The organism is Vibrio gallaecicus (assembly GCF_024347495.1).
GTDB lineage: Bacteria > Pseudomonadota > Gammaproteobacteria > Enterobacterales > Vibrionaceae > Vibrio > Vibrio gallaecicus.
The window spans coordinates 388140-414607 of sequence record NZ_AP025490.1 but is presented as its reverse complement, the minus strand read 5'-3'; the positions used below and the strand labels follow the sequence as shown (position 1 = coordinate 414607).

Sequence of the window (26468 nt, the reverse complement as noted above, 5' to 3'; positions counted from 1 at the left end):
GCCTTCAAATGAAGGCCTTATTTAATATTTCATAATGCTTTTATTAGTGATTAATTATGAGAAACCACAATCAGACGTAATGAATCTAGCTGTACTTGCGCTTTACTGATGTAACCCGTTAGCTGAGTAATTTGAGTCTCAATCGCTTCAAGTTCTTCATCACGGATATTAGGGTTAACCGCTTTCAAGGCCTGTAAACGTTCTAACTCACCATTAAGATTCGCCAGCATGTCTTGTTGAGCTTGCTCTCTCACTTCCTCAACCTTCGGCAATACCTGAGCTTCACCAGCTTCAATCAAACTATGAATATCGGCTTGAACTGAGCTTACTAACTTACTTGCTAGGTGTCGGTTAACAGGACTTAGTTGACGGTTAAAGCTATCAAATTCCACTTGAGCAGATAGGTCATTACCACGAGCATCCATCATTAGACGAATTGGCGTTTTAGGTAAGAACTGACTGATCCCACTTCGTTTAGGCGCTTGCGCATCCACAAGGTATACAAGCTCAAGTAAAATGGTGCCAACCGGCAGCGCTTTATTTTTCAATAATGAAACCGCAGATGTGCCCACACCTTCGCTCAGTAGTAAATCAATACCACCTTGAATCATCGGGTGTTCCCAGCTAATGAAGTTCATATCTTCACGAGAAAGCGCAGTTTCTCTATCAAATGTGATAGTTGCCCCTTCATAAGGCAGGCCAGGGTAACTTGGTACCATCATATGTTCTGACGGTGTTACTACTAACGCATTTTCGCCTTTATCATCTTGGTTCAAACCAATCGTATCGAATAGGCTCAAAGCAAAAGTAACAAGGTTAGTATCGCCGTCAGTTGAAGCAATTTTCTCAGCAATATCATGCGCTTTATCACCGCCATTAGAATGCATTTCTAATAGGCGATCTCGTCCTTTTTCAAGATCCGCTTTTAACGCTTTGTTTAGTTTTGCAGACTCAGCAATGACTTCATCAAGCTGCTCGGTATTTCCCGAAGCAAGCATAGAAATCAACTCACCTGAGAATTTGTCATACACGGTACGGCCGGTTGGACAAGTTTCAGCGAAAGCATTTAAACCTTCATCAAACCAACGAGCAAGAATCGCCTGAGATGTACCTTTCAGATAAGGAACATGTACATCAATGTCACGCAATTGACCAATACGGTCTAAACGACCAATACGCTGCTCTAATAAATCAGGGTTAAATGGTAAATCGAACATAACCAGTTGATTTGCAAACTGGAAGTTACGCCCTTCAGAACCAATCTCACTACAAATTAGAACCTGCGCTCCACCTTCTTCTTGTGCAAAGTACGCTGCAGCTTTATCGCGCTCAATAATAGACATGCCTTCATGGAAGACTGTGGCACGAATACCTTCACGTTCACGCAGAGCTTGCTCTAATTGCAGAGCAGTACTAGAACGAGAAGCGATAACCAACACTTTCTCACTACGCTTTTCTTGGATTTTTTCAAGTAACCAGTTAACGCGAGAGTCGAATTGCCACCAGCTTGAATCTTCACCTTCAAACTCTTGAAAGATCTCTTCAGGGTAAAGCATTTTCATGGCACGAGCTTCAGGTGCCATCTTTCCACCAATCATGCCAGATACACGCATCGAGGTGGTGTATTGAGACGGGATGTCCATTGGTAATAAATGCACGTTTCGCTTAGGGAAACCTTTAATCGCAGCTCGTGTATTTCGGAATAACACACGTCCAGTACCATGACGATCCATTAAGTTATCAATCAACTCTTGGCGTGACGCTGCTTTTTCTTCTTCGCGGCTATCGCCTTCAATAATACGGAAAAGTGGCTCGACATCTTGCTCAGACAATAGCTCTGTAATTTGGTTTTTAGCGCTATCTTCAAGCTTCATTCCTGAGAATAAAGCCGTTACGGCATCTGCAACAGGTGCGTACTGATCTTCTTCTGCAACAAAAGCCTCGTAATCATAGAAGCGATCAGGATCCAATAAACGAAGACGAGCAAAGTGACTTTCACGACCTAGTTGCTCAGGAGTAGCAGTAAGCAATAAGACACCCGCAGTTTGCTCCGCTAAACCTTCAATAACTTGGTACTGACGGCTAGGTTTTTCTTGGCTCCACTCAAGGTGATGAGCTTCATCCACAACCAGTAAATCCCACTCACCTTCCAGTGCTTGTTCAAAACGTTTGCGGCTTTTACGCAAGAAATCAAGAGAGCAAAGTACATATTGCTGAGTATCAAATGGGTTATCTGATTCAGCAAAAGCTTCGATGCAGCGTTCTTCATCAAAGATAGAAAAATGCAGGTTAAAACGACGCATCATTTCTACAAGCCATTGATGTTGAAGCGTTTCAGGAACAACAATTAAGATTCGTTCAGCACGACCAGCCAACACTTGTTGATGAATGATCATACCTGCTTCAATGGTTTTACCTAAGCCAACTTCATCAGCGAGTAATACTCGTGGCGCATGACGACGACCGACTTCATGAGCAATATAAAGCTGATGAGGAATTAGACCGGCACGCATTCCGCATAAACCACGCATTGGGCTTTTATGCTGTTGATATTGATTGCTTAGTGCTCGGTAACGTAAAACAAAGTTATCCATTCGATCAATCTGACCGGCGTACAATTTATCTTGAGGTTTGTTAAAACGAATTTGATTGCTCAAAAAGATCTCACGAAGAACAATGCCACCTTCTTCAGTGTCTGTACGCGTGCCTAAGTAAGTAAGAAGACCTTTATCTTCAATCACTTCTTCGACGCTCAAAGACCAACCTTCTTGACACTCGATAACATCACCGACATTGAACGTTACTCGGGTTACGGGTGCTTCAGTTCGTGCGTACACACGATTTTCTTCTGATGCCGCAAACATTATTGTAACTGTGCGAGCATCCATTGCTACAACGGTACCTAAACCTAAATCGCTTTCCGTATCGCTAATCCAGCGTTGCCCCAAAGCAAATGTCATGAATCGACTACCTCATCTTAATGTGTGTAATTTGGTCTTTTTCTAAATGGCTATTTTTATAGTAGTGAAAAAACGTTTAACTTTCCGCCACTTTTCTAATCAACGCTCGATAATAAAGCTTGTTAGAGAATGGTATAGAAAAAGGTCGCTAATCTTACTTGATGCTGTGATTTAGGTCACGTCTAAAGGTCGCTATTTCCATGCTTTTTTTTAGTTTTCTTAAATGAAATAAAACTGAAAAAAATTCATGCTTAATCTATAGATAGCAGATTAATAGAAGTGACGGTATGAAGCGTATTCAAATAAAAATACCAAGCCCAATACTTTAAATTTGCCTCATTGGTTAAGTATTTATCTACACTTACTCTAATACTTAACGACTTAAACCCGTATTCAATCAATGCAATACAAGCCGACTTTCGGCAAGGAGATGCTATGGGCGATACCACACGGAAACTGTTCGTTTTAGATACCAATATCCTACTTCATGAACCTTATGCGATTTATTCATTTCAAGAGCATGATGTCGTCATTCCAATGACAGTCCTCGAAGAGCTCGATCGAATTAAAGACAGTAAGCGCGATGTTGCACGAGATGCTCGAGTCGCCATTCGAACTTTAGAAGATCTCTTTCACGATGCCACCCCCGAGCAAATATCAGAAGGCATTCCCTTTTCTAAAGACATTCAAGCTTCAGGAAACAAAGGTGCTGAAGCGTCTGGCACCATTTCGATACTCGCTGACTATGAGCTTCAAGAAACGGTCAAAGCTTTCAATGATGATAAAGCGGGGGATAATCGAATTCTCAACGCTGTTATCTACCTACAGAATAAACGAGCCCCTCGTGAAATAGTGCTCATCACCAAAGACATCAACATGCGGCTGAAAGCGAAAGGCGCTGGCGTTCGCTTCGTTGAAGACTATCAAACCGATCAGTTAATTGATGATATTCAATATTTAACGAAAGGGTTTCAACAGATTGAGGGCGTATTTTGGGATGGTATTGATAATGTAGAGAGTCGAAATGTTGCAGGTAAAACACTGCATACCATGGCTCGTGAGCCTTTTGAGCCGACTTTCATTAATCAATACATCATCGATCAACACAGTGATTTCGCAGGGCGAGTGGAAGAAATTACCACAGAGCATATAACGCTGAGAGACTTAAGCCGTGAAAGGATAATGAATCGAAGAGCGTGGGATATTACCCCTAAGAATGTTTACCAAGGCATGGCTATAGACGCGCTACTCGACCCGGATATTGATTTGGTCATTCTAACGGGGGCGGCAGGCAGCGGAAAGACGTTACTGGCTATGGCAGCTGCACTTGAACAAACCATTGAACGTAAACAATTCGATAAGATCATAGTAACTCGCAATACCCCCGACATTGGTGAATCTATCGGTTTTTTACCGGGCACAGAAGAAGAAAAGATGCTTCCTTGGTTAGCAGCGGTTACCGATACGCTAGAAGCTTTACACAAAAACGATCACTGCACGGAAGGTTCAATGAAATACATTTGTGATAAAGCCAACATCCAATTTAAATCGATCAACTTCATGCGTGGGCGATCCATCCAAAATGCCTTTGTACTTTTGGATGAATGCCAGAACCTGACCGCATCTCAAATCAAAACCATCATTACACGTTGCGGTGAAGGCACCAAGATTGTGTGCTCTGGTAATTTAGCTCAGATTGATTCGGCTTACCTAACTCCTGTGACTTCTGGTCTCACCTACATGGTGGAAAGATTTAAAAACTTTGAAGGCAGCGCGAATATTCATTTAAATGGTGTAGTGCGCAGCCGACTCGCTGAGTTTGCAGAAGAGAATATGTAATAGCTCTGTTGTATCCCAAAATGCAGACTCTAAACAGGTTTAACCTAAAGCCGATATAAATCGAAACCAATAAAAAAGCGCCTCACAATGGAGGCGCTTCTTATCTATTAATTTTTAGCGAATGAGTTTTCACTAGGCAGATATCTGGAGTGACTTACTCAGTACCACCAACAGTTAGAGAGTCTAGCTTCAATGTTGGCTGACCAACACCTACAGGTACACTTTGACCCGCTTTACCACACACACCAACACCGCGGTCGATACTTAGGTCATTACCCACCATAGAAACTTGCTGCATGGCTTCAATACCAGAACCAATTAACGTCGCACCTTTGACTGGGTGAGTGATTTTTCCGTTCTCAATCATGTACGCTTCTGATGCAGAAAATACGAATTTACCAGAAGTGATATCAACTTGACCGCCACCGAAGTTGGGCGCGTAAATACCTTTCTCAACCGTTGAAATAATTTCTTCCGGTGTATGCTCGCCCGGCAGCATGTACGTGTTTGTCATACGCGGCATAGGTAAATGTGCATATGATTCACGACGACCATTACCTGTTGGTGCAACACCCATTAAACGTGCATTCAACTTATCTTGCATATAGCCTTTTAGTACACCCTTTTCAATCAAGGTATTGTATTGACCATTCACACCTTCATCATCCACATTCAGTGAACCACGTAGGTCTGTTAGCGTACCGTCATCAACAATAGTACAAAGGCTTGATGTCACTTGCTCACCTACTTTCCCAGAGAACACTGAAGACTCTTTACGGTTGAAGTCACCTTCCAAACCGTGACCTACCGCTTCATGAAGTAGAACGCCAGGCCAACCTGAACCTAATACGACAGGCATTGCGCCCGCAGGTGCAGCAACCGCTTCTAAGTTGACTAATGCTTGGCGAATTGCTTCATCTGCGAATTGGAAAGCGACTTTAGAACCATCTTGATCAGATAAGAAGAAGTCGTAACCGAAACGACCACCGCCACCAGCACTGCCTCTTTCACGGCGATCGCCTTTTTGTGCCAATACGCTAATAGATAGTCGAACTAGCGGGCGAATATCACCTGCGTAAGTTCCATCGGTTGCGGCAACAAGCATCTGCTCATGCACGCCACTCAAACTTACCGATACTTCCGTTACCATTGGCTCTTTAGTACGAATGTACGCATCTAATGATTTCAGTAGTTCTGTTTTTTGCTGCTTTTCCCAACTCGCTAGCGGGTTTACAGCATCATAGTAAGCTTGATTTTGATTACGTTTAAACGCTTGAACAGAAGCGCTTTGACCTTGCTGTGCAATACCACGAGCAGCAATAGCACTTTGCTTCAGACCTTCAAGCTGAATTTGGTCTGAATAAGCAAAACCTGTTTTTTCGCCTGCAACAGCACGAACACCCACACCACAATCAATATTGAATGAACCATCTTTGATGATGCTATCTTCAAGTACTAAAGATTCATGCCAGCTAGACTGGAAATAGATATCGGCATAATCAACCTGGCGGGTCGCAATGCTCGCTAATGTATCTGCGATATCTTGCTCCGTAAGCCCTGTAGGGTTGAGTAGCGCTTCTTCAATTTGACTAATGCTCATATCTAGCTCTTGTTATTTAAATTAAAATTGGTTGGTAAAACGAGTATGTTGCGCTATCGGCATATTCTTTCTGATGGACTCACAACTTGTAATATCTAACTCGACTACAACACTTTCTGCTTGTTGTCCTAATTGGGTCACGATTCTTCCCCATGGGTCAATAACCATAGAGTGACCCCAGGTTTCTCTTAGGCACGGATGAATGCCACCCTGACCAACAGCGACAACCCAAGATTGGGTTTCAATGGCTCGGCATCTTAACAATGCTTCCCAATGTGCTTCACCTGTTACCGCAGTAAAGGCTGCCGGGACAATCATGACTTGCGCACCTTGCTTACGTAATTCCGAATACAGGTTAGGAAATCGCACATCATAACAAATACTCAAACCCAGGCGACCAAAAGGCGTTTCTGCGGTAACGACTTTATCTCCAGCCGTAAAAATATCAGATTCTCGATAATGCTTTTGCGCATCTGCAACATCCACATCAAACATATGCAGCTTGTCATAGTGGGCAACTATCGCCCCAAAATCATCAATCACTAATGTAGTAGTGGTCACACCTTTCGAGGTCTGTATTGGCATACTTCCAATCACAATCCAAATTCGCTGTTCTCTAGCTAATTCGGATAACTGCGTTTGAATAACACCTTCGCCGATCTTTTCTGCGTATCGGTGGTAATCGGATTTCGCCCCGAATATTAATGCATTTTCAGGACACACGACCCACTTAGCGCCGAGAGCTTTACATCGAATCACTTCTTGGGTGATGTAAGCTAAGTTTAGTTCAGGGTCCGCTCCTGAAGTCATTTGGATTAAACCAACACTATCCATGTGTTTGCTCCATTCTTTATTGAGTATAGCCTGACTCAATAGCTGTTATTAAAACGGCTATCTATTCGGCTAACTTTCTTAATTTTTCAGGTAATTTAAACTCACCTTTTCTTCGTGATAATTCACTAACCGTAGGCGAGTCTAAAGGTCCTTTCACTGAGTAGTTTACTTGAGTAAAAACTTCCACAACTGGCGAGATAACTGTTGTAATCGCAAGTACATACAAAGCCGTTTGTGGGGTTACCGCAAACGCCGTCAAAACTGGAATACCGGATGTGATATCTGGTGTGAAGTTCACTTCAGCATCAACCAACCTCGTATTCAAGTTTGCAATACCATTGATCTGCATTTCACCCGCAACGGCATCCATATTCAGATCGTTGGTTAAGAAAATCCCACTTTGAAACTCACCAGTTCCTGTAATTGAGTTAAATGCCATGCCCTTATCGAATACATCAGAGAAATCGAGTTGCATCTTACGAATGATCGAGTCCAAGCTGAACAACCCAAGAAGCCTAGCAGCACCACTTACATCTGAAATAATGCCTTTACCAAACTTAGTCTCGACATTACCGTCTAAAGTATCGGTTTTGATTCCCCATGGCGATCCGTCCCAAGTCATATTCGCTTGAAGCTCAAATGGAGCTTTTTGTATCCCAGAGGTGATACCGAAACGCTCCATTAACTCACTGTTATTTTCGCCTTCGATATCAACATTCAGCGTAGACTGACTAATATCACCATCCAGTTTCCACCAACCACTAATGTCGGCTTTATTTGTACCACTGCGAACCTGGATCTTTTCCCATTCAATACGATCTTCTTGGCGTAAAAGTTCAACATTCACCTCTCCGACCTTATAACCTTGTAACCACAAGTCGTCGATTAAAAGTGTCACATTCGGCATTAGATCATGGATCTTACGGTCAAAATTCGAGATCAATGGAGCCTGTTCCTCTTTAATTTTTAATAACGGCTCTGATTTCTTTTCTGTAGACCATTCAGGAACAAACACGTGTAACCTATCCAGAGAAACACTCAGATCATATGGCTCTAAATAGTGGATATCACCTTCAACTTCCTGACTCTTAAGCTGTACTTTCCAAGCCGAGTTCTGCTTGCGAGCTTTGAAGTCAACATCATTCCACTGAATACCCGCTAATGTTAACTGCTTACTTTCAAGGGTCACTCGCTCTGGCATTGGGATTTCAGGGGTGTTCATAGTACTCAACACCGCCTTGCTATCCGCTTCAGAGTGATCGGTGACACTAAGCCAATCATCTAGGTTGAATTTATCCGTACGAATGAGGGCATTGTGTCCAACCACAGGGCTAATTTTATATCCACCACGACCAAGTACTAAATTGGTCGCGGTCAGAACTGGCACTTCACCAGTTATATCAATCTCAGTTTGATATTTACTATTAGGTAGTTGTAGACGGGCCGTAATTGACTCTTGATTCCCCGAAGCCTGAAGCCTTAAAGCACCATTTTCTAATGATTTCTTAGCTAATGGATAAGGGTATTCACTAGCAATAAATTTAAGATCAGATTGCAGATCGAGTTGGTACGTAAAACCAATATCATTTAATTGAATATCGATTCCAGTCTGCCAAGGAGCATGCCCTGAAATCCGGCTCAACCAACGTTCACCAATATAAGGTACTAAAGGATCGGTATCCCAGTCCCCTAGAACATCGATATCAACAACATAGCCAGTACCTTCATTTTCACCTTTAAAATCAACAGAAATACCTTGTTCTAATAACTCCGCAGCGAGACCATTTGCAGTCACTACATCATTATCAAACTCAATTCTACCCGTCACATTTTCCAGCGTTATTGGCGGAGCTTTTATATCGACATGGTTACCTTTTAAGTCAGCATAGCCCCACGCTCTAGACTCTACATTGGAGTCAAAAGGAATATACAGCTGAAATTTAGAATCTACCTTTCCGTCTACCTGTAAAGCAGTTAAAGCCGCCCCCACAGAATCAACCAGTGGTGTTGAGGTCATATAATTGCGCACAGCATTACCAGAAGCGGCAGCACTTGCTTCAATTTCTATGTGACCGCCTTCCCCAAGGTAAGGAATTCGCCCTGTAATTCGCTTTGCTTTTACATCCATTAATTGAGCTGAACGAGAATCCAAATACATGGCATCATTTTCAAACAAGAGATCTAATTGCAAATCGGTAATGAGCGGCCAAGCTGTATCAAAACTAAATTTCGCTTCCTCTAACCCAACCCATACCTGAAAGGTACCCTCATTATTTGAATATGGATATTGAGCTAATTCGCCATGCCATAACAGCTTTACAGTCTCAGCTTTTCCGCCTTGAATAGCCGTTGAAAGGTAATCGGTAAGATCTTGCCCTAAGGCGAGAGTCGGTAAGTAACGCCAAGTTTCACCTACATTGTATGCGTCTGCCTCACCATAAAATGATAAGAACGGGCTACTATCATTTGGAAAGTCTAAACGAAACGCGCCCAGAACTTGCAAATCTGGTGTGGCAGCTGTGACTTTATCTGACCATAACCTCCAACCAGACTCATCTTGCTGCCAAACAATGTCGACTTGACCTTGCTTTATATTTAATGGGGCTTGGAAAACTTCACCATACGGAAATACGTCATCAATGACGGATAAGCTGGTATATGCTTGAACTGTTGAACCAGAAATTCTGCCTGAGACATGATTAAAACCAGGCAACAAATCCCACTGTTTTAATGACATATCACGAAAACTTGCAGAATAGCGAAGGCTTTCTAGTTCTTCACCCATCGAAACTCGAATGTCTTCAATAACACCAGCAGGATTGAGTTTTTCAATCCATTTAGTAGAAGTGGCTGAATCAGGCATTAGCTTAATTAAGGGCGTAAGAGCGGAAACCTCAACCTGAGACACATTCAAATGCCATAAGTCATGTTGCCAATCAAACGCAACATCAAGTTCAGGCCATTGAGTATCGTCCGTTCTCAAATTAAGTGAGTGACCATTTACTTGCCAGCCATTCTCCGTAGGAGATAACTTAAATACACCTGATTCCACTAAAAAATCATGGTCTCCATCTTCTGTCCAACTAAGCTCAGAAGGTAGAACTTCAACATAAGCATCAACAGGCTTGCTGTTTTTTAGAGTCAACCAACTATTTAAGCTTATTGTTCCACTCTTTATTCCAGACTCAGCCTGCATGTAGTGAGTAAGCCATGGTTGAATTGAAACGCTATCAGCACTTACATAAAACTCACCGGATACATCAACTAATGATCCACCATCAATAAAGTTAGCGCTTACTGACAAAGAGTTCAGGTTAGCATCTTTAATGCTTACGACACCTTCAGCTAAATGCTGTTCACCTGAATTTCGCCATTTAAGGTGCTCTATATCGAGCTGGCGCTCTTCACCTGAAATCGAAACATACTGGATAGAAGAGTCTTTAACTGTAAAATCCACCAGCGTTTTCAATAAGAAGTTATCTAACTCCTTTATCATTTTAGACTTTGAGGACTCATCTGAATCCAAACTTTCTTGCGCTACTTCTAGTGAATCATTTTTTGATTTCGTCCCTAAAATATCTAAAGAGCGAACATCGACCGCCATTTCGTTCATGATCAAATCAGTGACGACAGGCTGCATAAGTAAAACGGATTGAATGAGGTCGAATTCCACTTCAACACGTTCAACTGAAAACTGTAAATTTTCAGACTGAGGAAAAATGGCTTTAACGCCTTGAATAGCAATAGAAGGGTGAGTATTTCGCCAAAATCCACTCACATCTTGAATAGAGAATTCAAAACCTGAATTTTGATTAACCCAGGATTCGATATCTGATTGATATTTATTTAAATTTGGTAAAGCAACACGCAACGTTGTTACTGCTATCGCCAACATGACCAATACAGTAACAACTAACCACAATAATGCGCGCAGTAAACGGGTAAGACCTGAACTCACAAAAGACCTACTACATCATGACTACGTCAAACTGTTCCTGAATATATAGAGGTTCAGCTTGAATTTTAACGTCTTTTCCAATGAAGACTTTAAGCTCCGCTAATGCGTGAGACTCGTCGCCTTCTAATGTCTCAGCCACAGCTGGTGAAGCATAAGCAACAAACTTATCGGCATCATAAGCTCGGTTAACACGAGTGATTTCTCGCAATATTTCATAACACACCGTTTCGACTGTTTTGACGCTACCTCTGCCTTCACAAGTAGGACAGCTAGAGCAAAGGATATGTTCAATACTTTCTCGTGTACGCTTACGGGTCATTTCAACTAAACCAAGTTGTGTGAAACCATTAATGTTGGTTTTCACTCGGTCTTTATCAAGTGCCGCTTCTAATGAAGTAAGTACACGCTTACGATGTTCTTCAGAGAGCATATCAATAAAGTCGATAATGATAATGCCACCTAAATTACGAAGACGTAATTGGCGAGCTATCGCCTGAGTCGCTTCCACATTCGTATTGAAAATGGTTTCTTCAAGGTTACGGCGACCAACAAAAGCCCCAGTATTGATATCGACAGTGGTCATGGCTTCCGTTTGATCAATGATCAAGTATCCGCCAGATTTAAGCTCTACTTTACGATCAAGAGAACGCTGAATTTCGTTTTCCGTATCGTACATATCAAAGATTGGCTTATCACCTTCGTATAGCTCGAGTTTATCCGTTAATTCAGGTACATATTCAGAAGTAAACTCTTTCAAGTTTTCAAATTCTTGCCGTGAATCGACTTGGATCTTACTCAGCTCAGTACCAACAAAGTCACGCAAAATACGCTGACTTAAACACAGCTCACCATACAAACGAGTACGGGCTTTATGCTTACCTTTGCGCTCAAGTACTTTTAACCACAAGCGTTTTAAGAAAGCTGCATCTTGAGAAAGTTCATGAGCATCAGCCCCTTCAGCAGCAGTTCGGATAATAAAGCCACCATGCTCATCACAGTAACCAGATACAACTTTCTTCAAGCGGTTACGTTCAGATTCGGTTTCTATACGTTGAGAAACGCCAACATGACTCGCACCAGGCATAAATACTAGGTAGCGAGAAGGCAAAGTAATATCCGTAGTTAAACGAGCACCTTTTGTTCCAAGCGGATCTTTAACTACTTGTACAACGATGTCTTGTCCTTGACGAACGAGTTCTGAAATATCACGAACCTGAAATTGCTTCTTTTCATTTTCAGCAACACATTCAGTATGCGGAACAATATCTGACGCGTGTAAAAATGCAGCTTTTTCAAGCCCAATATCTACAAACGCAGCTTGCATCCCCGGCAATACTCGACTTACTCGACCTTTATAAATATTTCCAACGATCCCACGTCTCGAATCACGTTCTATATGGATTTCTTGAAGAGATCCCCCTTCAATCATGGCCACACGAGTTTCACTCGGAGTCACGTTCAGCAGCAATTCAGCACTCATGGTGCACCTCAAATTTTAAAACTATAAGAATTCTTGCAGTAGTTGGTCTGTTTCAAATAAAGGTAAGCCGACTACGGCGTAAAAACTACCTTCAACTCGGGTGACAAAGCGTCCTCCAAGCCCTTGAATACCATAACTACCTGCTTTATCGCATGGCTCCCCAGATTGCCAATATTGTTCTATTTCTTTTTCGCTAAGGGGCTTAAACCATACGTCTGTAATAACAACGTCTGTTTTTTGCTTTTCGCCCGTCACCACGGAGACTGCAGTCATCACTTGGTGTTGGCTATTTGATAATTGCTCAAGCATTCGCTTTGAATCATCGTAATCTTTTGGTTTTTCTAGCACTTTTCCATGGCTAACCACAACCGTATCAGAGCCAAGTACAACGGCATCGCTTTCTGATAAAGCTAAACCAGCCATTGCCTTCTCTAAAGATAGACGCTTTACGTACTCTTCCGGAAGTTCTTGATCTTGTTTTACTTCTTCAATATCAGTAATCAAGATAGAAAACTCATAACCCAATTGGCTAAGAAGCTCTTTTCTACGCGGTGAGCCTGACGCTAAAATTAATTTATGTTGCTCAATCATTACATTACCTAACATGCCAATGACGTCGAACACGCCTCATTAACAAAAACATCCATGGCCAAAGTATACAGTTTATCAATGCACTCCATAGCGACAATGGGTTGAATACCACATCCTGGATCAAATATTCACCAAAGAATATAAATACTTCGAACAAAACGGTCAGCGCTGCAATGATCAAGGCTTGTTGCCATAAAGCTAAATTACGAATAACCAAGAAGTTTAAAGCGATGATATAAACCACTATGGATATCATCATCCCTCGAATGCCGAGGGTAGAACCAATAAGTAGATCCCAGAGTAGACCTAAAATCAAAGCGGTTCCCACGTTAACTCGGTGTGGCAATGCCAATACCCAATAGCAAGTGACTAATAGCAACCAAGATGGTCGGAATAAATCTAAACTGCCAGGCCATGGGATCGTTTGTAAAACCAGTGCAACCAAAAAGGAGCAGCCGATAACGATTTTACTTCTCAATACACTATTGGCCATTTTCACCCTCTAGCATGACTTGCTCAATACTCGATTTCTCGACTTGTAATTGTTTATTTTCATCCGGCCAAATCAGCAATAAATATCTAAGTCGATCAAACTCAACCACAGGCTCTGCTTTGATCACCGCGAACTCTCGCTGAGGATCATAATTAACCGATGAAACATAAGCGACTGGGTAACCCTCAGGATAAATACCACCTAGTCCTGATGTAACAAGCATGTCTTCCTCTTGAATATCAGTGCTTGTTGGAATGTGTTCCAGCTGAATTTCATCAACTTTTCCGTTACCAGAAGCAATAACACGGATATCGTTACGAATAACTTGCACAGGAATCGCATTATTTGCATCAGTAAGTAGTAGCACTCGACTATTGTGCGCAGCAACAAATGTCACTTGCCCAACAATACCCTTTTCATTAATGACAGGCTGACCTTCATACACACCATCAATAGTGCCTTTATCTATCACTACTTGATGGCGATAAGGTGAGGTGTCGACTGCCATGACTTCAGTTACTACTTTTCTTTCATCACGAACAAAGGGAGATCCAAGGAGTTTACGTAAACGCTGGTTTTCTTCTTGGTACTGCTCAAGAAGAATGAGCTCACTTTTTAAGCGTAAAACCTCTCGCTTTAGAGAGTGGCTTGATTCAATAAGCCCTTGACGAGTATTAAATCTTTCATACACACCATCAAACATAGTGCGTGGAAGATTCGCAGTGTACTGAATTGGAGCAACCATGCTATTCAATAGATAGCGGACATTTGAGAAAGCATCTAAACGACTATCAGCCAGCATAAGGCTGGCTGATACGATTACAGCAAAAAACAGGCGCAATTGTAGAGAAGGGCCTCTACCAAAAATTGGCTTCATTTATATGGGTCCTAGAGCTATATGTGATCCTATAGACAAGGTCCTAGGCTATTTTGTATTTACGTTAAAGACAAAATAGCCTAACACTGAATGATTATTCTTCGCTGAACAGATCGCCGCCATGCATGTCGATCATCTCAAGCGCTTTACCGCCACCAAGAGCTACACATGTCAGAGGTTCTTCTGCAACAACAACAGGAATACCTGTTTCTTCTGTTAGCAGACGATCAAGATCTTTAAGCAGTGCACCACCACCAGTCAGTACCATACCGTTTTCTGAAATATCAGAAGCAAGTTCTGGCGGACACTGTTCAAGTGCAACCATCACTGCAGATACAATACCAGATAGCGGCTCTTGAAGAGCTTCAAGGATTTCGTTTGAGTTTAGGCTAAAGCTACGCGGTACACCTTCAGCGAGGTTACGACCACGAACTTCGATCTCTTCTACTTCATCGCCAGGGTAAGCTGAACCGATTTCGTGTTTGATCTTCTCTGCTGTTGCTTCACCGATCAAGCTGCCGTAGTTGCGACGAACGTAGTTGATGATCGCTTCATCAAAACGGTCACCACCGATACGAACAGAAGACGAGTAAACCACGCCGTTCAGTGAGATAACCGCTACTTCAGTTGTACCACCACCGATATCAACAACCATTGAACCCGTTGGTTCAGATACACGCAAGCCAGCACCAATCGCTGCGGCCATTGGCTCATCGATAAGGTACACCTCACGAGCACCAGCACCTAGCGCTGATTCACGGATAGCACGACGCTCAACTTGTGTTGAGCCACAAGGAACACAAACCAAAACACGTGGGCTTGGTTTAAGTACGCTGTTGTCATGCACTTGTTTGATAAAGTGCTGAAGCATCTTTTCTGTTACGTAAAAGTCTGCAATAACGCCATCTTTCATTGGACGAATAGCAGAAATATTACCTGGAGTACGACCAAGCATTTGCTTAGCAGCGTGACCAACAGCTGCAACACTTTTTGCAGAACCCGCACGATCTTGGCGAATAGCTACAACGGAAGGCTCATCAAGAACAATGCCTTGGCCTTTAACATAAATAAGGGTATTGGCTGTACCTAGATCAATCGATAGGTCGTTTGAAAACATGCCACGAAGTTTTTTAAACATATTCTTCGCTCATCCTGCAAGAATTAGAAGACAAAAATTGCACTAAATGTACCAATGCCTTGCTGTCACGGCAAGGCATTGAAGTATAAACATGGACTGAAACCCGCAATTTCTGACAGATTCCTTACTTAACCGCTAAATTTTATATTTATTACTGACCAATGAGCCCACTTTCTCCACGGAAAATGACTCGATCACTACCTCGATAAATACCAAACGTAACAACAGATGAAGGGTCTTCTTCTCAAGTGTATCTTAGTCATGGTGTATTGCTTTATTTTTCCCTTACCCACACTTCTTGATTTCGTTGAACTTGGCTAATTCCTGAACCGCAGACAACCGATGACTCTAAAACATAAAAAACCAAGTCATCTAACTCGCCCCGGCTTGAACATTGTAGTTGGTTAAGAGAACAGTTCATTGCAGACTCAGTAACTATGGCATTTGCAACCGTAATAACGGCTCCCGGCATAGGGTCAGTACAAACAGTAGGGACTGCTGAAGAAGATAGCGGATCGGGATCAGGATAGAATTGCGTCATAACATACTCATTCACTGAATGGCTTAACAGCCAAGCTTGTGTTCCCAAAACTGTTCTAGTGTTTGAATCATTATCTGACCAACTCGTTCGGCTCAAACTCGCGGCAAGAAAACCAAGCACCACAATGATGAAAATAACAATGATCAGCATACTGCCTTCTTGATTTGATTTACGGGACATTGATCACCTGTATATCTTGCTCAAACATTGTCGATTCGTTATTTTCTTCAAATTCTAGAATCACTTCTACCAACCCATTGCTTTGCACTGTCGCAGGCTGATAACTCAAAACACTATTATCGACGACAATTCGGTCGCTTATAATTATGCCATTTCTAGTCATTAGATTATTAGCAGCAAGGCAGTATTCGACTAGATTATTTTCATCAAAGACATAATGCCTGTTGCTCACAGACCCACCAATGAGACTAGTTGCACCACTAGGTATAGTGAAGAAATCTTCCGAGGGTAGTGATGTGATACCACTAAGAGAAAATACATTATTGACGCCGCCACTCACAGCTGTGTGAGGTTGCGTAGGGTTGATGACTAAAGACATGGATTGTAATGATGCGCTGGTTGCCCCTGCATCACTAACTAAAAAATTAATATCACTTCCTGAAACCGCATAAAAACCTGAATCGACAATCGGGTAAAAGGAAACACAGCCACTGCTCACTGCTGATGGGAATATATTGGGTACTGCATGTCTCACTTCGCGGGACAGCTTCTCTAGCACAAACCTAGCTTCCGTTTGTAACCGAAAACGCTCAACAGAACCAAAATAGCCTCTCATCCCTAATTCCGTAAAGTTAGCAACCCCAAGCATGATTACACTTGAAATCACAATTGCCAAAATCATCTCTATCAGCGTAAAGCCTCTACCTTTCATTAGTACTCCCCTTTGAAGGCAACTAACGTAATAGGAGGGTTATTACTGGCGGTAATTACTAGCGTCATTTTTTGCATTGAAGCCGTTGGGTTATTGTTATCAACCGTTAGATTTACATTAAAATTAGTATAAGAGCTGCCAAGAACTATCGGTGTTCCGGAGCTTACTGACCCATAATCTCGAGCGAGAAGATCCGTCATAATGCTCTGACCCAGTGCAGACGCTCGATTGGAATAATTCACTTGCCCTGAAAGCGCAGATTGCGGAGCAAGAAATGTTGAGAATGCGAGCATTGCAAAACCCAAAAGTACAATCACAATAATGGATTCGATGAGTGTGAAGCCGCTCTTCCCATTCTTTATGTTCATGGGCATACCTGATTACTTGGATAAACAAACCCTTGAGAATTAATGCAAACCCAAGCTCTGTCTGAAGTATTATTTGATGAGATTGTAACTTGAACGCCTGACGAGGCTGTATTTTCTGGGTTGCCTAAAAGGCTGAATTCAATTGGAGAAGAATAGTTCGATGCTGGTACAGATGAAAAGCTATAGTTATCACTAGTGATAACATCACTTCTCGTTTCAGACAATTTTGAACAAGCAGATTGTGAACCGATGCAATTGTTCTCAGCCACCAAACGTAAATCTTCAGCGCCAGAAGCTGACATATCCATATTTGATTGCATTCGATTTAACTGAACTTGCCGAACAATAGAAGAAACCTGCTCTTGCAGAGCATACAGTTCGTAACTCTGACGCCCACCAAAGCGACTTATGGCAACCGCTGAAATAATCGCGAGTAAAAGAATCACTACAATTAATTCCACTAAGGTGAAACCGCTGTTTGACTTTAGATCCATATAAGCCCTAAGTGGTTAATTTGTATATCTAGATTATAAGGTAAAATGAAAAAAGACGTGTAGGCTGGTGTATATATTTAGAAGGAATAGATAAAGAAAAGGCTGGTCAATACCAGCCTTTTACTAAAGATTACTGACAGCCAGCACCTTGTGTAACAGAAGTAGTTGCAGCAGAGGCAACTGTTGTCCCAGTAGCTTGTGTATAAGTAACAATACAAGCTGCAGCTGCAGAAGCAGTTCCAGGGAAAGAGTATGTAATACTCTCACCTGCAGCAACAGCTGTTACAGTCCAATCAGTTGTTAAACCAACAACTGCTTCACCAATACCGTCAGCGTCAGCGGTTGGGTAACCAAATGCTGTTGTTATACCATCTACACTACTTGCACCGCTAGCTTCTAAACCATCAATAGCCGCTTTACCATAAACAATACCAGCTGCGCCATCGATAGCACCTTTCAAACCTTGTAACGATGAAGCACGAGCATCATCTTGCAAGTTTAGGAAACGAGGTGCTGCAGTTACTGCTAAAATACCTAAAATAACAATTACTACCACTAACTCAATTAGGGTGAAACCGCCTTGTCTTTTCATAGTTGGACTCTCTCTATGTTTCAATATAAGCAGGGTTACTGCAAAGTTACGGTCACACGACCAGTTTTAATTTCGTAAACGAATTGATGCTCCGTACTGCCTTCTAATTGAATATAAGTGCAGTAAGAGTTTTCACTATCCGCTTGCGCCGAATACTTGAAATTTTCACTACTTGCTACTTCAGTCAAAGTACCAACTTTAGGCGGATTTTGAAGTAGATTATCCATTAATTCGACACATGCTGTATCTGTAATGCTTCCAGGGAAAGAAGTCGAGTTCTCATTCAAAGCCCATGGGTAGCCATCACGGAAATCAGTATCAACATTGCCACTGTCTTTTGATCTTGTTAACCAAAAGTCGACACCATCATAATTTACCGTATTGTACACTTCATCACCAATGGTTTCTGAAGGTCTAGCTTCGGCTTCCCATTGTGCTCTTGCTGATAATACGCCAGTAGCAAAGCCACCTGCGACACCTTCTATGCTTGCTTTTTTTGCTTCATCAGTCACATCCAAAAATTTAGGAAGGGCTGCAACTGCTAATAAACCAACAACAACTATCACAACAACTAATTCGACAAGGGAGAAACCCTTTTGATTTTTAATCATTTTTCTACCTACTCATCTAATTGGTATAACATATTATACATTTACGCATGTATATGAAACATCAAATACTGTCAAAAAATCATAAAGCCAATATATTGGCCTTTATATTAAAACGCTCTTGATTGAGCTGCACATCAATTTGATACTTATTTGTATAATGATAACGACAATGAAACTGCGTTTGATTACTCATATCTTCGATAATAGGGGAGCCTACTCCTAAAATCTGTTTTTTGGGATAAAGCTGTGAAAGCCAAAAATCACAGCTCCGACTGTCTTCTGCTATCGGTAAAAGCCACCCCGTATTGCTATAGTGAATTTCACCGCTAGTTTCCGCTATATTTTTCTTCCCATACAATAAATATTGTTGCTTAAATAAATTTGCTCTCTCCAGCATTCGCTTACTCGCGACAATCACAGCAGTATTTGTTGCTTCTTCTTCAACAGATTGCCAAGCACTCATCAACGTCATTAATAAAATAACGATTAATGAAAACCATATAACAAACCGCGCGCGGCGTTGCTCAAAAATAATAGCTTATCCCTTAATTGCGTCTAACATTCCCCACATAGGTAAGAAAATACCTAGGGCTAGAATCAATACCATGCCTGCAACGATAACAAGCAAAAAAGGTTCGATCCTAGCTGTTAATGTTTTTAGGTCGTAGTCCACTTCTCGATCGTAAAAATCTGATACTTCTAAAAGTAGCTCATCGATTTGACCAGTTTCTTCACCAACCGAAATCATTTGAATAACCAAAGGGGTAAATATTTCACTATTAATTGCCGTCGAAGAAACCGTGCTTCCCGCCTCAATTGCGGCTTTCATTTCGAGTACTCGTAACTCTAAAAATCGGTTATCTAAGGCCTCTGCCGATAATGATAAAGATTGGTTAAGAGGTACACCCGCTTTTAGCATTAAAGCGAAAGTTCGAGAAAATCGAGACAATAGAGCTCTATTCACAACTCCGCCAATAACGGGCATTTTTAAGCGGAATTTGTCCCAAGTTTCTAAGCCTTTATCTGTTCCTTTCCAGGTTTTAAAAGCAAAGATAAGACCAAATATGATCCCAACAAGCAGCCCCCAGTAATTTACAAAGAAATCAGACATGCCAATCAAAATACGGGTAGGGAGAGGTAAATCAACTCCGAACCGGCTGAACATGCTTGAAAACTGTGGGATTACTTTTACATTCAAAACAAACAAAGCAATCACAATAAAACTGATCACGAAAGTTGGGTATCGCATTGCTGTTTTTATTCGTTTTCGCGTCTCCACTTCTTGCTCGTAGTATCCTGCAAGTTGTAATAATGCCTGGTCTAAGCGACCGGTATTTTCACCGACACTGATCATAGAAACAAATAAGGGGGTGAATACTTTAGGGTGCATCTGCATTGAGGCAGATAACCCACGACCATTTGTCAGCTCAGCTACGACTTCTTCAAGGGCTGATTTTAGCTGCTTATTTTCACAATTTTGCGTTAAGCCTTTCATTGAGCGAAGAAGCGGAACACCAGCTTTGGTCAAGCTGAATAGCTGTCGACAAAATAAGACGAGCACCTCTAGCGGCACCTTCGGCGTAAATAAAGCCGATACATCCATATTAAGCATCGAACCACTGCTTCCCAGCGAAATAGAGGTAGGAATAATACCTTTCCCCATCAAGCTTTCTGCAGCTAGATCTTCAGAGTTAGCTTCCACTTGACCTGAAACTTGGCTTCCATCTGAACTTCGACCGACATAGCGATACGTTGGCATAACTTACCTTCCTAAAGCAAGATAGCATCGGCTGAGCCTGATGCATCTCCCTCACCTAAATTCATCACTTCATCTAAACTCACAATGCCTTGCAATGCCAACTCCATTGCGGATGCCAATAACGGTTTGTAGTTTTTAGATTGGCGAGCAGCATGAGCAAAACCAACAGCATCATTTGCTCTTAGTGCGTCCATCATGTGATGTTCTAATTCCAACATTTCAAATACACCAATTCGACCTTTATACCCTGTCAGATTACAGTTCTGACAACCTCGACCTTTAGTAAAGGATGCGGACGATTGATTGGGGAAACGAACATTCAGCCACTGCTTTCTCGCTTCATCTAATTCATCATCAACTTTACAATCAGTACAAACCTTTCTCACCAGTCTCTGGGCTACTACTGCCCGAACGGCACTTGCAACCAAGTAACCAGGAGCTCCCATATCCATCATACGCAGAGCACTATCAACTGCATCGTTGGTATGTAAAGTACTTAAAACTAAGTGACCAGTCAGTGCGGCTCTTAAACCTATCTCTACCGTTTCATGATCACGCATCTCACCAATAAGAATAATATCGGGATCCTGACGTAAAAATGTTCGTAACACATTCGAGAAATCTAAGTTGATCTTAGGATTGATCTGAACTTGGTTAATACGTGGTAAGCGATACTCAACGGGATCTTCCGCTGTAATGATTTTCTTACTTGCTTGGTTAAGTTCCGTTAAAGCACCATAAAGAGTGGTTGTTTTACCCGACCCCGTTGGGCCTGTAACCAAGATCATTCCATGAGGACGACGTAACTGAGACCTTAACCTTACAAGTAAATCCGCAGGTAAACCTGATTCTTCTAATTTTCTTAAACCCGCAGATTGGTTAAGCAAACGCATCACAACCGATTCACCATGCTGTACAGGCATAGTCGACATACGAATATCAACCGATTGACCTTTTGCACGAATGTTAAATCGACCATCTTGAGGCAAACGCTTTTCAGATATATCGAGGTTTGCCATCAACTTTAAACGTAGAACCAACGCAGAAGCTATGTTGACTTCATTTAAGAGCGTTTCATGCAACACACCATCGATACGTTGACGCAGTCGCAATACATTAGCATCCGGCTCAATATGGATATCCGAGGCTCCAACCTGAATAGCATCTTCAAATAAAGAGTTAATCAATTTTACAACGGTAACTTCATCACTATCTTCATCAGTGATATCAAAATCGAAAGCTTCCGTTACCTGATGCTCTGCTTGTAATTGCTCAGCAAATGAAGCAATTTCTTTTGTTCGACGATAGTAACGATCGAAGCCATCAACAAGCTGTCTTTCAGGTGCTATTACGAACTCAATAGCATAATCACCAAGTTGACCTAATAACGATTCTTGAGCGAACAAGTCGGCGGGGTCACTCATAGCAATTCTTAAGGTATCGCTATTACGACCAATGACTAACGCTCTTAATCGACGAGCATGAACTTCAGGTAAAAGCTGTACAGCATCAATATCAACATTGGCACGACTTAAATCGATAAGTGGAATATCTAACTGCTGCGATAAGAAAGTCAGCATTTGTTGTTCAGATAAAAAACCCAGCTCAATAAGTGCATCACCCAACTTCCGACCAGTACTCTTTTGAGCAGCTAATGCCTGCTGAACTTGGGGTTCTGTGATGATCCCTTCTTCAACTAATAAGTCACCAAGGCGCTTTCTTAATCTAATTTGCACTCGTCGTTCCCTCTAAATCTTTCAATATTTTTAACCTGTCACGGACGAAGTTCTGTGATTGAGATGAGATCCCAACCCTGACTAAGGCCTGCTCATACGAGTGAGTCGCACCAGCTAAATCAAATTGACGCTCTTGCTGTATGCCTAGCCCTAGCCACCAGCGCGCATTATCACCATCAATGTTGACTAACTCTTGATAACTTTCTAGCGCCATCTGTTCTTGCTGCGCTTTTTGGCTTAAAGCGGCACGCATTGATAAATAGTCTTTACTTGGTTTAGGTGGAAGGTGGACTAGCGGGCTTAAAGCCGCTTCAGACTGATTTGCCTTAATTAACAACTTAGATAAGCCGAGTCGTAACCCTTCACTGTCTGTATTCAAACGAATACCAGTTTGCAGTAGCTCATAAGCTTTACGTGTATCACCTTTACCAAAATAAAGTATGGCAAGCTTTTGTCTCACATCTTCATTACGAGGCGTATAGCGCAGCGCTTCAGTATAACTGGTCAGCGCAATGAGTAAGTCATTACCATCTAATGCTTTTTTAGCCCGACCAATCGCATTATCAGCTAACTGCTCAGGTGTAAGCTCGACTTGCTCTATAAGAATTGCGGATGAAGTATTACTTTGACCCTCTGTGCTTGTAGTTACTTTAGAAGTTTGTTTTGGCTTAGCAGCTTTAGTGAGGGAAGTGACTTGAGGCGTGTCTTTCTGAGCCACTTTTGCCACAAGTACAGGTGTCACTTCTTTTCTTTTTTCAGATGACTGATTAGAAGTGAGTTCTGCTTTCTTTTGTTCCACAACGACTGGTTTAAGGTTCGTTGCTTTATTTTCCTTGATGATACCTTTAGCAGGGTCTGCTGCTAATACGATCTCTTGAGAATCAGATATAGATGCCGGCACTATAATTTTTTGAGTGACAGGTGTGATAACACGACTTGAAGTCTCTTCTACTTGCATGCTTGATTGAGTAGGAGCGGAATTCGAAATTGAATCAGTATAGTCAATGGTTGGTGACTGAGATATCGCCCATCCTCCGACAGTTAAACTAATCCCAAAACCAGCAGCAACCCAAACCCATGGAGAGCGCCCTTTCACTGGCGGAATGACCGCGGCCTCTATCGAGGGCGATGCGTCTTTCTTAGATAGCTCAGATAAAGCGTTGTTAATAACACTCATAGTTAATCCCATCCCCACAACATTGGGGTTTTAAATTTAGGCTTAGCCACATCATAGGTTTCATGCATTGCTATAAATAAATGTTGATTCTCAACTTTATCTTTCTGCTCGCTATAACAAAGTAAGAGCGCTTTATGACAAAGTTGGTTGATTAGCCTTGGTATCCCACGAGAAGAGCGCCATATCGCTTTTTTATGGCTTAACGTAAACACACCATCATTCCCGCCAGATTTTTCAATACGGTTACCAATATAGGCTACCGTTTCATCAAGTTTTAATGATCTCAGCTTAGAGCTAAAACTTATCCTTTGCCGAAATTGCCGTAAATGATGGGCTTCTAGCCGCTCATCTAACTCCGGTTGTCCTAGCAAAACAAGTTGAAGTAATTTTTCATCTTCAGTTTCTAAATTGCCAAATAATCGCAGTGTTTCCAGCGTTTCATCAGAAAGAACCTGAGCCTCATCTAACACCGCAACAGCCCTTCTTCCTGCTTTATGCAGCTCAATCAACTTGTGCTGAATTTCATCGACAATTGTCACTTCATTCTCAATGCTCAAGCCTAATTCTGTCGCGACTGCTTGTCTTAAAACAGCACCGGATAATACAGGGTTAGGTAGGTAAATAAGTGCTGATGATTCTTGCAGATGGTTAACTAACATTCTGCAAACCATTGTCTTACCAGTCCCCACTTCACCAGTGACTTTGATAACCCCTTCTCCCATCTTTAATGCTGAGATTACGGTTTGAATTGCCTCAAAATGAGGAGGCAATCCGTAAAACAAGTCCGTATTAGGCGTTAACGCAAAGGGCTGACGCTCAAAACCAAAGTGAGATTGATACATTCAGTAGAATTAACCTCTACTCTTCATCAGGAAACCATTGTTGAAGCAAATCACGAGAGCGTTCTAACTCTTTTTGCCATGTATTAACACCAACAATCGTCGGCTTTAACAAGATAACAAGTTCAGTTTTTTGAGTGATTTGAGAAGTATTTCTAAATAGATGCCCTAGAGCTGGAATATCACCTAAGAAAGGAACTTTCGACACTATTTCGGAGTTATTCGATTTCATCAAGCCACCGATCACAACTACATCACCATCTCGAGCTCGAATCACTGAATCTGATTCTCGAATAGAGCTTTTAGCAAGAGGCAAAATAACATCACCCGTAGATGAACCTAAGTTAAGCTGCTTGGTCTCTTCTTCCACTTCAATAACCGCTGGATGTACATGTAAAAATACGTTCCCTTTATCATCAATTTGCGGAGTCACATCAAGAGAGATACCAGAGAAAAACGGCGTCAATTCAACTTCAGGTGCCACGTTCGCATTATCTCCGCTGCCAACAGAGCTTGATAGGTCAGTCACATAGTATTCATCAGTACCGACTTTAATTACGGCTTTTTGATTATTGGAAGCAGTCACTCTTGGGCTAGAGAGTACGTTTAAGTCACCTTGAGTATCCATAAAGCTCAGCACAGCTTCAAAACTGCCACTGGAGATCACAATATTGGACTGTCCCCCAAGTGCCGCGCCAATAGCATCTAGACCAGGAAGAGTGGAAGGTACAATAGCACCCGCGGTATCTTTAACTATAGAACCGGCACCAATCGTGTAATTTGTACCACCAGATGAGAACATTTTCGTCCAGTTAATTCCTTGCTGATAGCCGTCACTTAATGTCACTTCTAGAATCTTAGCTTCAAGTATCACCTGACGCTGTAGACGCTTCTGGGAAATACCTAGGAATTGACGCACCTCTCGAATCTCGTCTGGATACGCCCTTACGGTAATAACGCTCGCTTGCGGTGTAACCACTACACTTTGACCATCACCAGAACCAATAAGTTGAGAAACAGCCGTTTCTAGCTGAGGCCAAAAATCACTTTCTGAAGTCGTTTCAATTTCAGTTCCGCCAGTAGCGGTACTGCTTGATGAAGAGTTTGATGAGTTAGAAGAGTTCGAGTTTGAACTTGAGCTCGAACTCGAAGAACTAGAATCTGAATTACTTACTGTGCCTGTAGTTATAGTCGTTAATGAACGTCCAGTTCTCTTTACTTGCAGGTAATCAACTGGAATAGTGACCGTGCGTAAGCCTGCTGGATAGATCTGAATGACTTTGCCACGCTTTTCAATATCATAACCATACATGTCTTGTATAACACTCAAGACTTCATCAAGCGTTACGTCTGTTAGGTTTACCGTAACTCGACCAGAGACACTTGGGTGAATCGCTGCGCTAAACTCTGTTCCTTTCACTAAGCTCGCAAAAAATGTACGAGCATCGACATCTTTTGCTTGGATTCGGAAGCGTTTAACGAGCTCAGTATTACGTCCACCAGTATCCGCCTCTAATTCAGGCATTAAATCATCTTGTACAGACGATGGAAGCTCTTGTAGTGCTCGACTGTTAGCTTCATTAATAGATTCATTTAGGGCTTCTTTGATCTCAACAGGATCACGATGCCCCATTGAACAGCCAGCTAAAGATGAGATTATGATTGCAACGACAAGTTTTCGCATTTTTT

22 protein-coding genes and 1 pseudogene are annotated in these 26468 nt (G+C 41.9%); 1 reads left to right on the top strand and 22 read right to left on the bottom strand.

Annotated features, from left to right (window positions below):
* Nucleotides 1–50 precede the first annotated feature (50 nt).
* Nucleotides 51–2960, bottom strand: a complete 2910-nt coding sequence (rapA, locus tag OCU78_RS01820; RefSeq protein ID WP_137374411.1) for an RNA polymerase-associated protein RapA — start codon at nt 2958–2960, stop codon at nt 51–53.
* Nucleotides 2961–3395: 435 nt separating this feature from the next.
* Between rapA and OCU78_RS01815 the strand changes: the two genes are divergently transcribed.
* A complete protein-coding gene (locus OCU78_RS01815) occupies nt 3396–4799 on the top strand; it encodes a PhoH family protein (RefSeq protein ID WP_137374410.1) in 1404 nt (467 codons plus the stop codon).
* A 154-nt stretch (nt 4800–4953) separates the two neighbouring features.
* Here OCU78_RS01815 and tldD read toward each other — a convergent pair whose 3' ends face one another.
* The 21 genes and pseudogenes from tldD to mshL all read right to left on the bottom strand — a co-directional run bounded on the left by tldD (nt 4954) and on the right by mshL (nt 26463).
* Complete coding sequence (gene tldD, locus OCU78_RS01810; protein WP_137374409.1) at nt 4954–6399, bottom strand: metalloprotease TldD; 1446 nt, start codon at nt 6397–6399, stop codon at nt 4954–4956.
* Between the two features lie 21 nt (nt 6400–6420).
* A complete protein-coding gene (locus OCU78_RS01805) occupies nt 6421–7233 on the bottom strand; it encodes a carbon-nitrogen hydrolase family protein (protein WP_137374408.1) in 813 nt (270 codons plus the stop codon).
* 61 nt (nt 7234–7294) lie between these two features.
* Nucleotides 7295–11191, bottom strand: a complete 3897-nt coding sequence (locus OCU78_RS01800; protein ID WP_137374407.1) for a YhdP family protein — start codon at nt 11189–11191, stop codon at nt 7295–7297.
* A gap of 10 nt (nt 11192–11201) precedes the next feature.
* The gene (gene rng, locus OCU78_RS01795; RefSeq protein WP_137374406.1) at nt 11202–12671 is read right to left on the bottom strand and encodes a ribonuclease G; all 1470 of its coding nucleotides are present in this window, start codon (nt 12669–12671) and stop codon (nt 11202–11204) included.
* Nucleotides 12672–12692: 21 nt separating this feature from the next.
* Nucleotides 12693–13262, bottom strand: coding sequence for a Maf family protein (locus OCU78_RS01790; protein WP_167494060.1), 570 nt, complete (start codon nt 13260–13262; stop codon nt 12693–12695).
* A gap of 4 nt (nt 13263–13266) precedes the next feature.
* The gene (gene mreD / locus OCU78_RS01785; protein ID WP_137374405.1) at nt 13267–13755 is read right to left on the bottom strand and encodes a rod shape-determining protein MreD; all 489 of its coding nucleotides are present in this window, start codon (nt 13753–13755) and stop codon (nt 13267–13269) included.
* Nucleotides 13745–14632 carry a rod shape-determining protein MreC gene (mreC, locus tag OCU78_RS01780; protein WP_137374404.1) on the bottom strand — a complete coding sequence of 296 codons (888 nt, stop codon included), beginning with the start codon at nt 14630–14632 and terminating at the stop codon, nt 13745–13747. The genes mreD and mreC overlap by 11 nt, the downstream gene beginning before the upstream one ends.
* 94 nt (nt 14633–14726) lie before the next feature.
* Nucleotides 14727–15770, bottom strand: a complete 1044-nt coding sequence (locus tag OCU78_RS01775; protein WP_017062957.1) for a rod shape-determining protein — start codon at nt 15768–15770, stop codon at nt 14727–14729.
* A 151-nt stretch (nt 15771–15921) separates the two neighbouring features.
* A pseudogene (locus OCU78_RS22930) lies at nt 15922–16014 on the bottom strand (DUF6701 domain-containing protein); the annotation flags it as partial.
* Nucleotides 16015–16044: 30 nt separating this feature from the next.
* Nucleotides 16045–16491, bottom strand: a complete 447-nt coding sequence (locus OCU78_RS01770; protein ID WP_137374403.1) for an MSHA biogenesis protein MshP — start codon at nt 16489–16491, stop codon at nt 16045–16047.
* Nucleotides 16481–17203 carry a prepilin-type N-terminal cleavage/methylation domain-containing protein gene (locus OCU78_RS01765; RefSeq protein ID WP_137374402.1) on the bottom strand — a complete coding sequence of 241 codons (723 nt, stop codon included), beginning with the start codon at nt 17201–17203 and terminating at the stop codon, nt 16481–16483. Before OCU78_RS01765 ends, OCU78_RS01770 begins: the two co-directional genes overlap by 11 nt.
* Complete coding sequence (locus OCU78_RS01760; RefSeq protein ID WP_137374585.1) at nt 17203–17565, bottom strand: type IV pilus modification PilV family protein; 363 nt, start codon at nt 17563–17565, stop codon at nt 17203–17205. The genes OCU78_RS01765 and OCU78_RS01760 overlap by 1 nt, the downstream gene beginning before the upstream one ends.
* Before the next feature lie 2 nt (nt 17566–17567).
* Entirely contained in the window at nt 17568–18065 is a 498-nt protein-coding gene (locus OCU78_RS01755; RefSeq protein ID WP_137374401.1) for a prepilin-type N-terminal cleavage/methylation domain-containing protein, read from the bottom strand.
* 130 nt (nt 18066–18195) lie between these two features.
* On the bottom strand, nt 18196–18657 hold the full coding sequence (locus tag OCU78_RS01750) for a type II secretion system protein (protein ID WP_137374400.1): 462 nt from the start codon (nt 18655–18657) through the stop codon (nt 18196–18198).
* A gap of 35 nt (nt 18658–18692) precedes the next feature.
* The gene (locus OCU78_RS01745) at nt 18693–19268 is read right to left on the bottom strand and encodes a prepilin-type N-terminal cleavage/methylation domain-containing protein (protein WP_137374399.1); all 576 of its coding nucleotides are present in this window, start codon (nt 19266–19268) and stop codon (nt 18693–18695) included.
* A 79-nt stretch (nt 19269–19347) separates the two neighbouring features.
* The gene (locus tag OCU78_RS01740; RefSeq protein WP_137374398.1) at nt 19348–19803 is read right to left on the bottom strand and encodes an MSHA biogenesis protein MshF; all 456 of its coding nucleotides are present in this window, start codon (nt 19801–19803) and stop codon (nt 19348–19350) included.
* A 3-nt stretch (nt 19804–19806) separates the two neighbouring features.
* Nucleotides 19807–21027 (bottom strand): type II secretion system F family protein, encoded by a 1221-nt coding sequence (locus tag OCU78_RS01735; protein ID WP_137374397.1) that lies wholly within the window; start codon nt 21025–21027, stop codon nt 19807–19809.
* Nucleotides 21028–21038: 11 nt separating this feature from the next.
* A complete protein-coding gene (locus tag OCU78_RS01730; RefSeq protein WP_137374396.1) occupies nt 21039–22763 on the bottom strand; it encodes a GspE/PulE family protein in 1725 nt (574 codons plus the stop codon).
* Nucleotides 22753–23952: a tetratricopeptide repeat protein gene (locus OCU78_RS01725; RefSeq protein ID WP_137374395.1), complete on the bottom strand. Its 1200-nt coding sequence runs from the start codon at nt 23950–23952 to the stop codon at nt 22753–22755. The genes OCU78_RS01730 and OCU78_RS01725 overlap by 11 nt, the downstream gene beginning before the upstream one ends.
* Entirely contained in the window at nt 23943–24782 is an 840-nt protein-coding gene (locus OCU78_RS01720; protein ID WP_137374394.1) for an ExeA family protein, read from the bottom strand. The genes OCU78_RS01725 and OCU78_RS01720 overlap by 10 nt, the downstream gene beginning before the upstream one ends.
* Nucleotides 24783–24798: 16 nt before the next feature.
* On the bottom strand, nt 24799–26463 hold the full coding sequence (mshL, locus tag OCU78_RS01715) for a pilus (MSHA type) biogenesis protein MshL (protein ID WP_137374393.1): 1665 nt from the start codon (nt 26461–26463) through the stop codon (nt 24799–24801).
* Nucleotides 26464–26468: the final 5 nt, after the last annotated feature.

Coding starts and splice junctions, on each gene's coding strand:
- rapA (WP_137374411.1), bottom strand. CDS start 2,960: ATGACATTTGCTTTGGGGCAACGCTGGATTAGCGATACGGAAAGCGAT.
- OCU78_RS01815 (WP_137374410.1), top strand. CDS start 3,396: ATGGGCGATACCACACGGAAACTGTTCGTTTTAGATACCAATATCCTA.
- tldD (WP_137374409.1), bottom strand. CDS start 6,399: ATGAGCATTAGTCAAATTGAAGAAGCGCTACTCAACCCTACAGGGCTT.
- OCU78_RS01805 (WP_137374408.1), bottom strand. CDS start 7,233: ATGGATAGTGTTGGTTTAATCCAAATGACTTCAGGAGCGGACCCTGAA.
- rng (WP_137374406.1), bottom strand. CDS start 12,671: ATGAGTGCTGAATTGCTGCTGAACGTGACTCCGAGTGAAACTCGTGTG.
- OCU78_RS01790 (WP_167494060.1), bottom strand. CDS start 13,262: ATGATTGAGCAACATAAATTAATTTTAGCGTCAGGCTCACCGCGTAGA.
- mreD (WP_137374405.1), bottom strand. CDS start 13,755: ATGGCCAATAGTGTATTGAGAAGTAAAATCGTTATCGGCTGCTCCTTT.
- mreC (WP_137374404.1), bottom strand. CDS start 14,632: ATGAAGCCAATTTTTGGTAGAGGCCCTTCTCTACAATTGCGCCTGTTT.
- OCU78_RS01775 (WP_017062957.1), bottom strand. CDS start 15,770: ATGTTTAAAAAACTTCGTGGCATGTTTTCAAACGACCTATCGATTGAT.
- OCU78_RS01770 (WP_137374403.1), bottom strand. CDS start 16,491: ATGTCCCGTAAATCAAATCAAGAAGGCAGTATGCTGATCATTGTTATT.
- OCU78_RS01765 (WP_137374402.1), bottom strand. CDS start 17,203: ATGAAAGGTAGAGGCTTTACGCTGATAGAGATGATTTTGGCAATTGTG.
- OCU78_RS01755 (WP_137374401.1), bottom strand. CDS start 18,065: ATGGATCTAAAGTCAAACAGCGGTTTCACCTTAGTGGAATTAATTGTA.
- OCU78_RS01750 (WP_137374400.1), bottom strand. CDS start 18,657: ATGAAAAGACAAGGCGGTTTCACCCTAATTGAGTTAGTGGTAGTAATT.
- OCU78_RS01745 (WP_137374399.1), bottom strand. CDS start 19,268: ATGATTAAAAATCAAAAGGGTTTCTCCCTTGTCGAATTAGTTGTTGTG.
- OCU78_RS01735 (WP_137374397.1), bottom strand. CDS start 21,027: ATGCCAACGTATCGCTATGTCGGTCGAAGTTCAGATGGAAGCCAAGTT.
- OCU78_RS01725 (WP_137374395.1), bottom strand. CDS start 23,952: ATGGGATTAACTATGAGTGTTATTAACAACGCTTTATCTGAGCTATCT.
- OCU78_RS01720 (WP_137374394.1), bottom strand. CDS start 24,782: ATGTATCAATCTCACTTTGGTTTTGAGCGTCAGCCCTTTGCGTTAACG.
- mshL (WP_137374393.1), bottom strand. CDS start 26,463: ATGCGAAAACTTGTCGTTGCAATCATAATCTCATCTTTAGCTGGCTGT.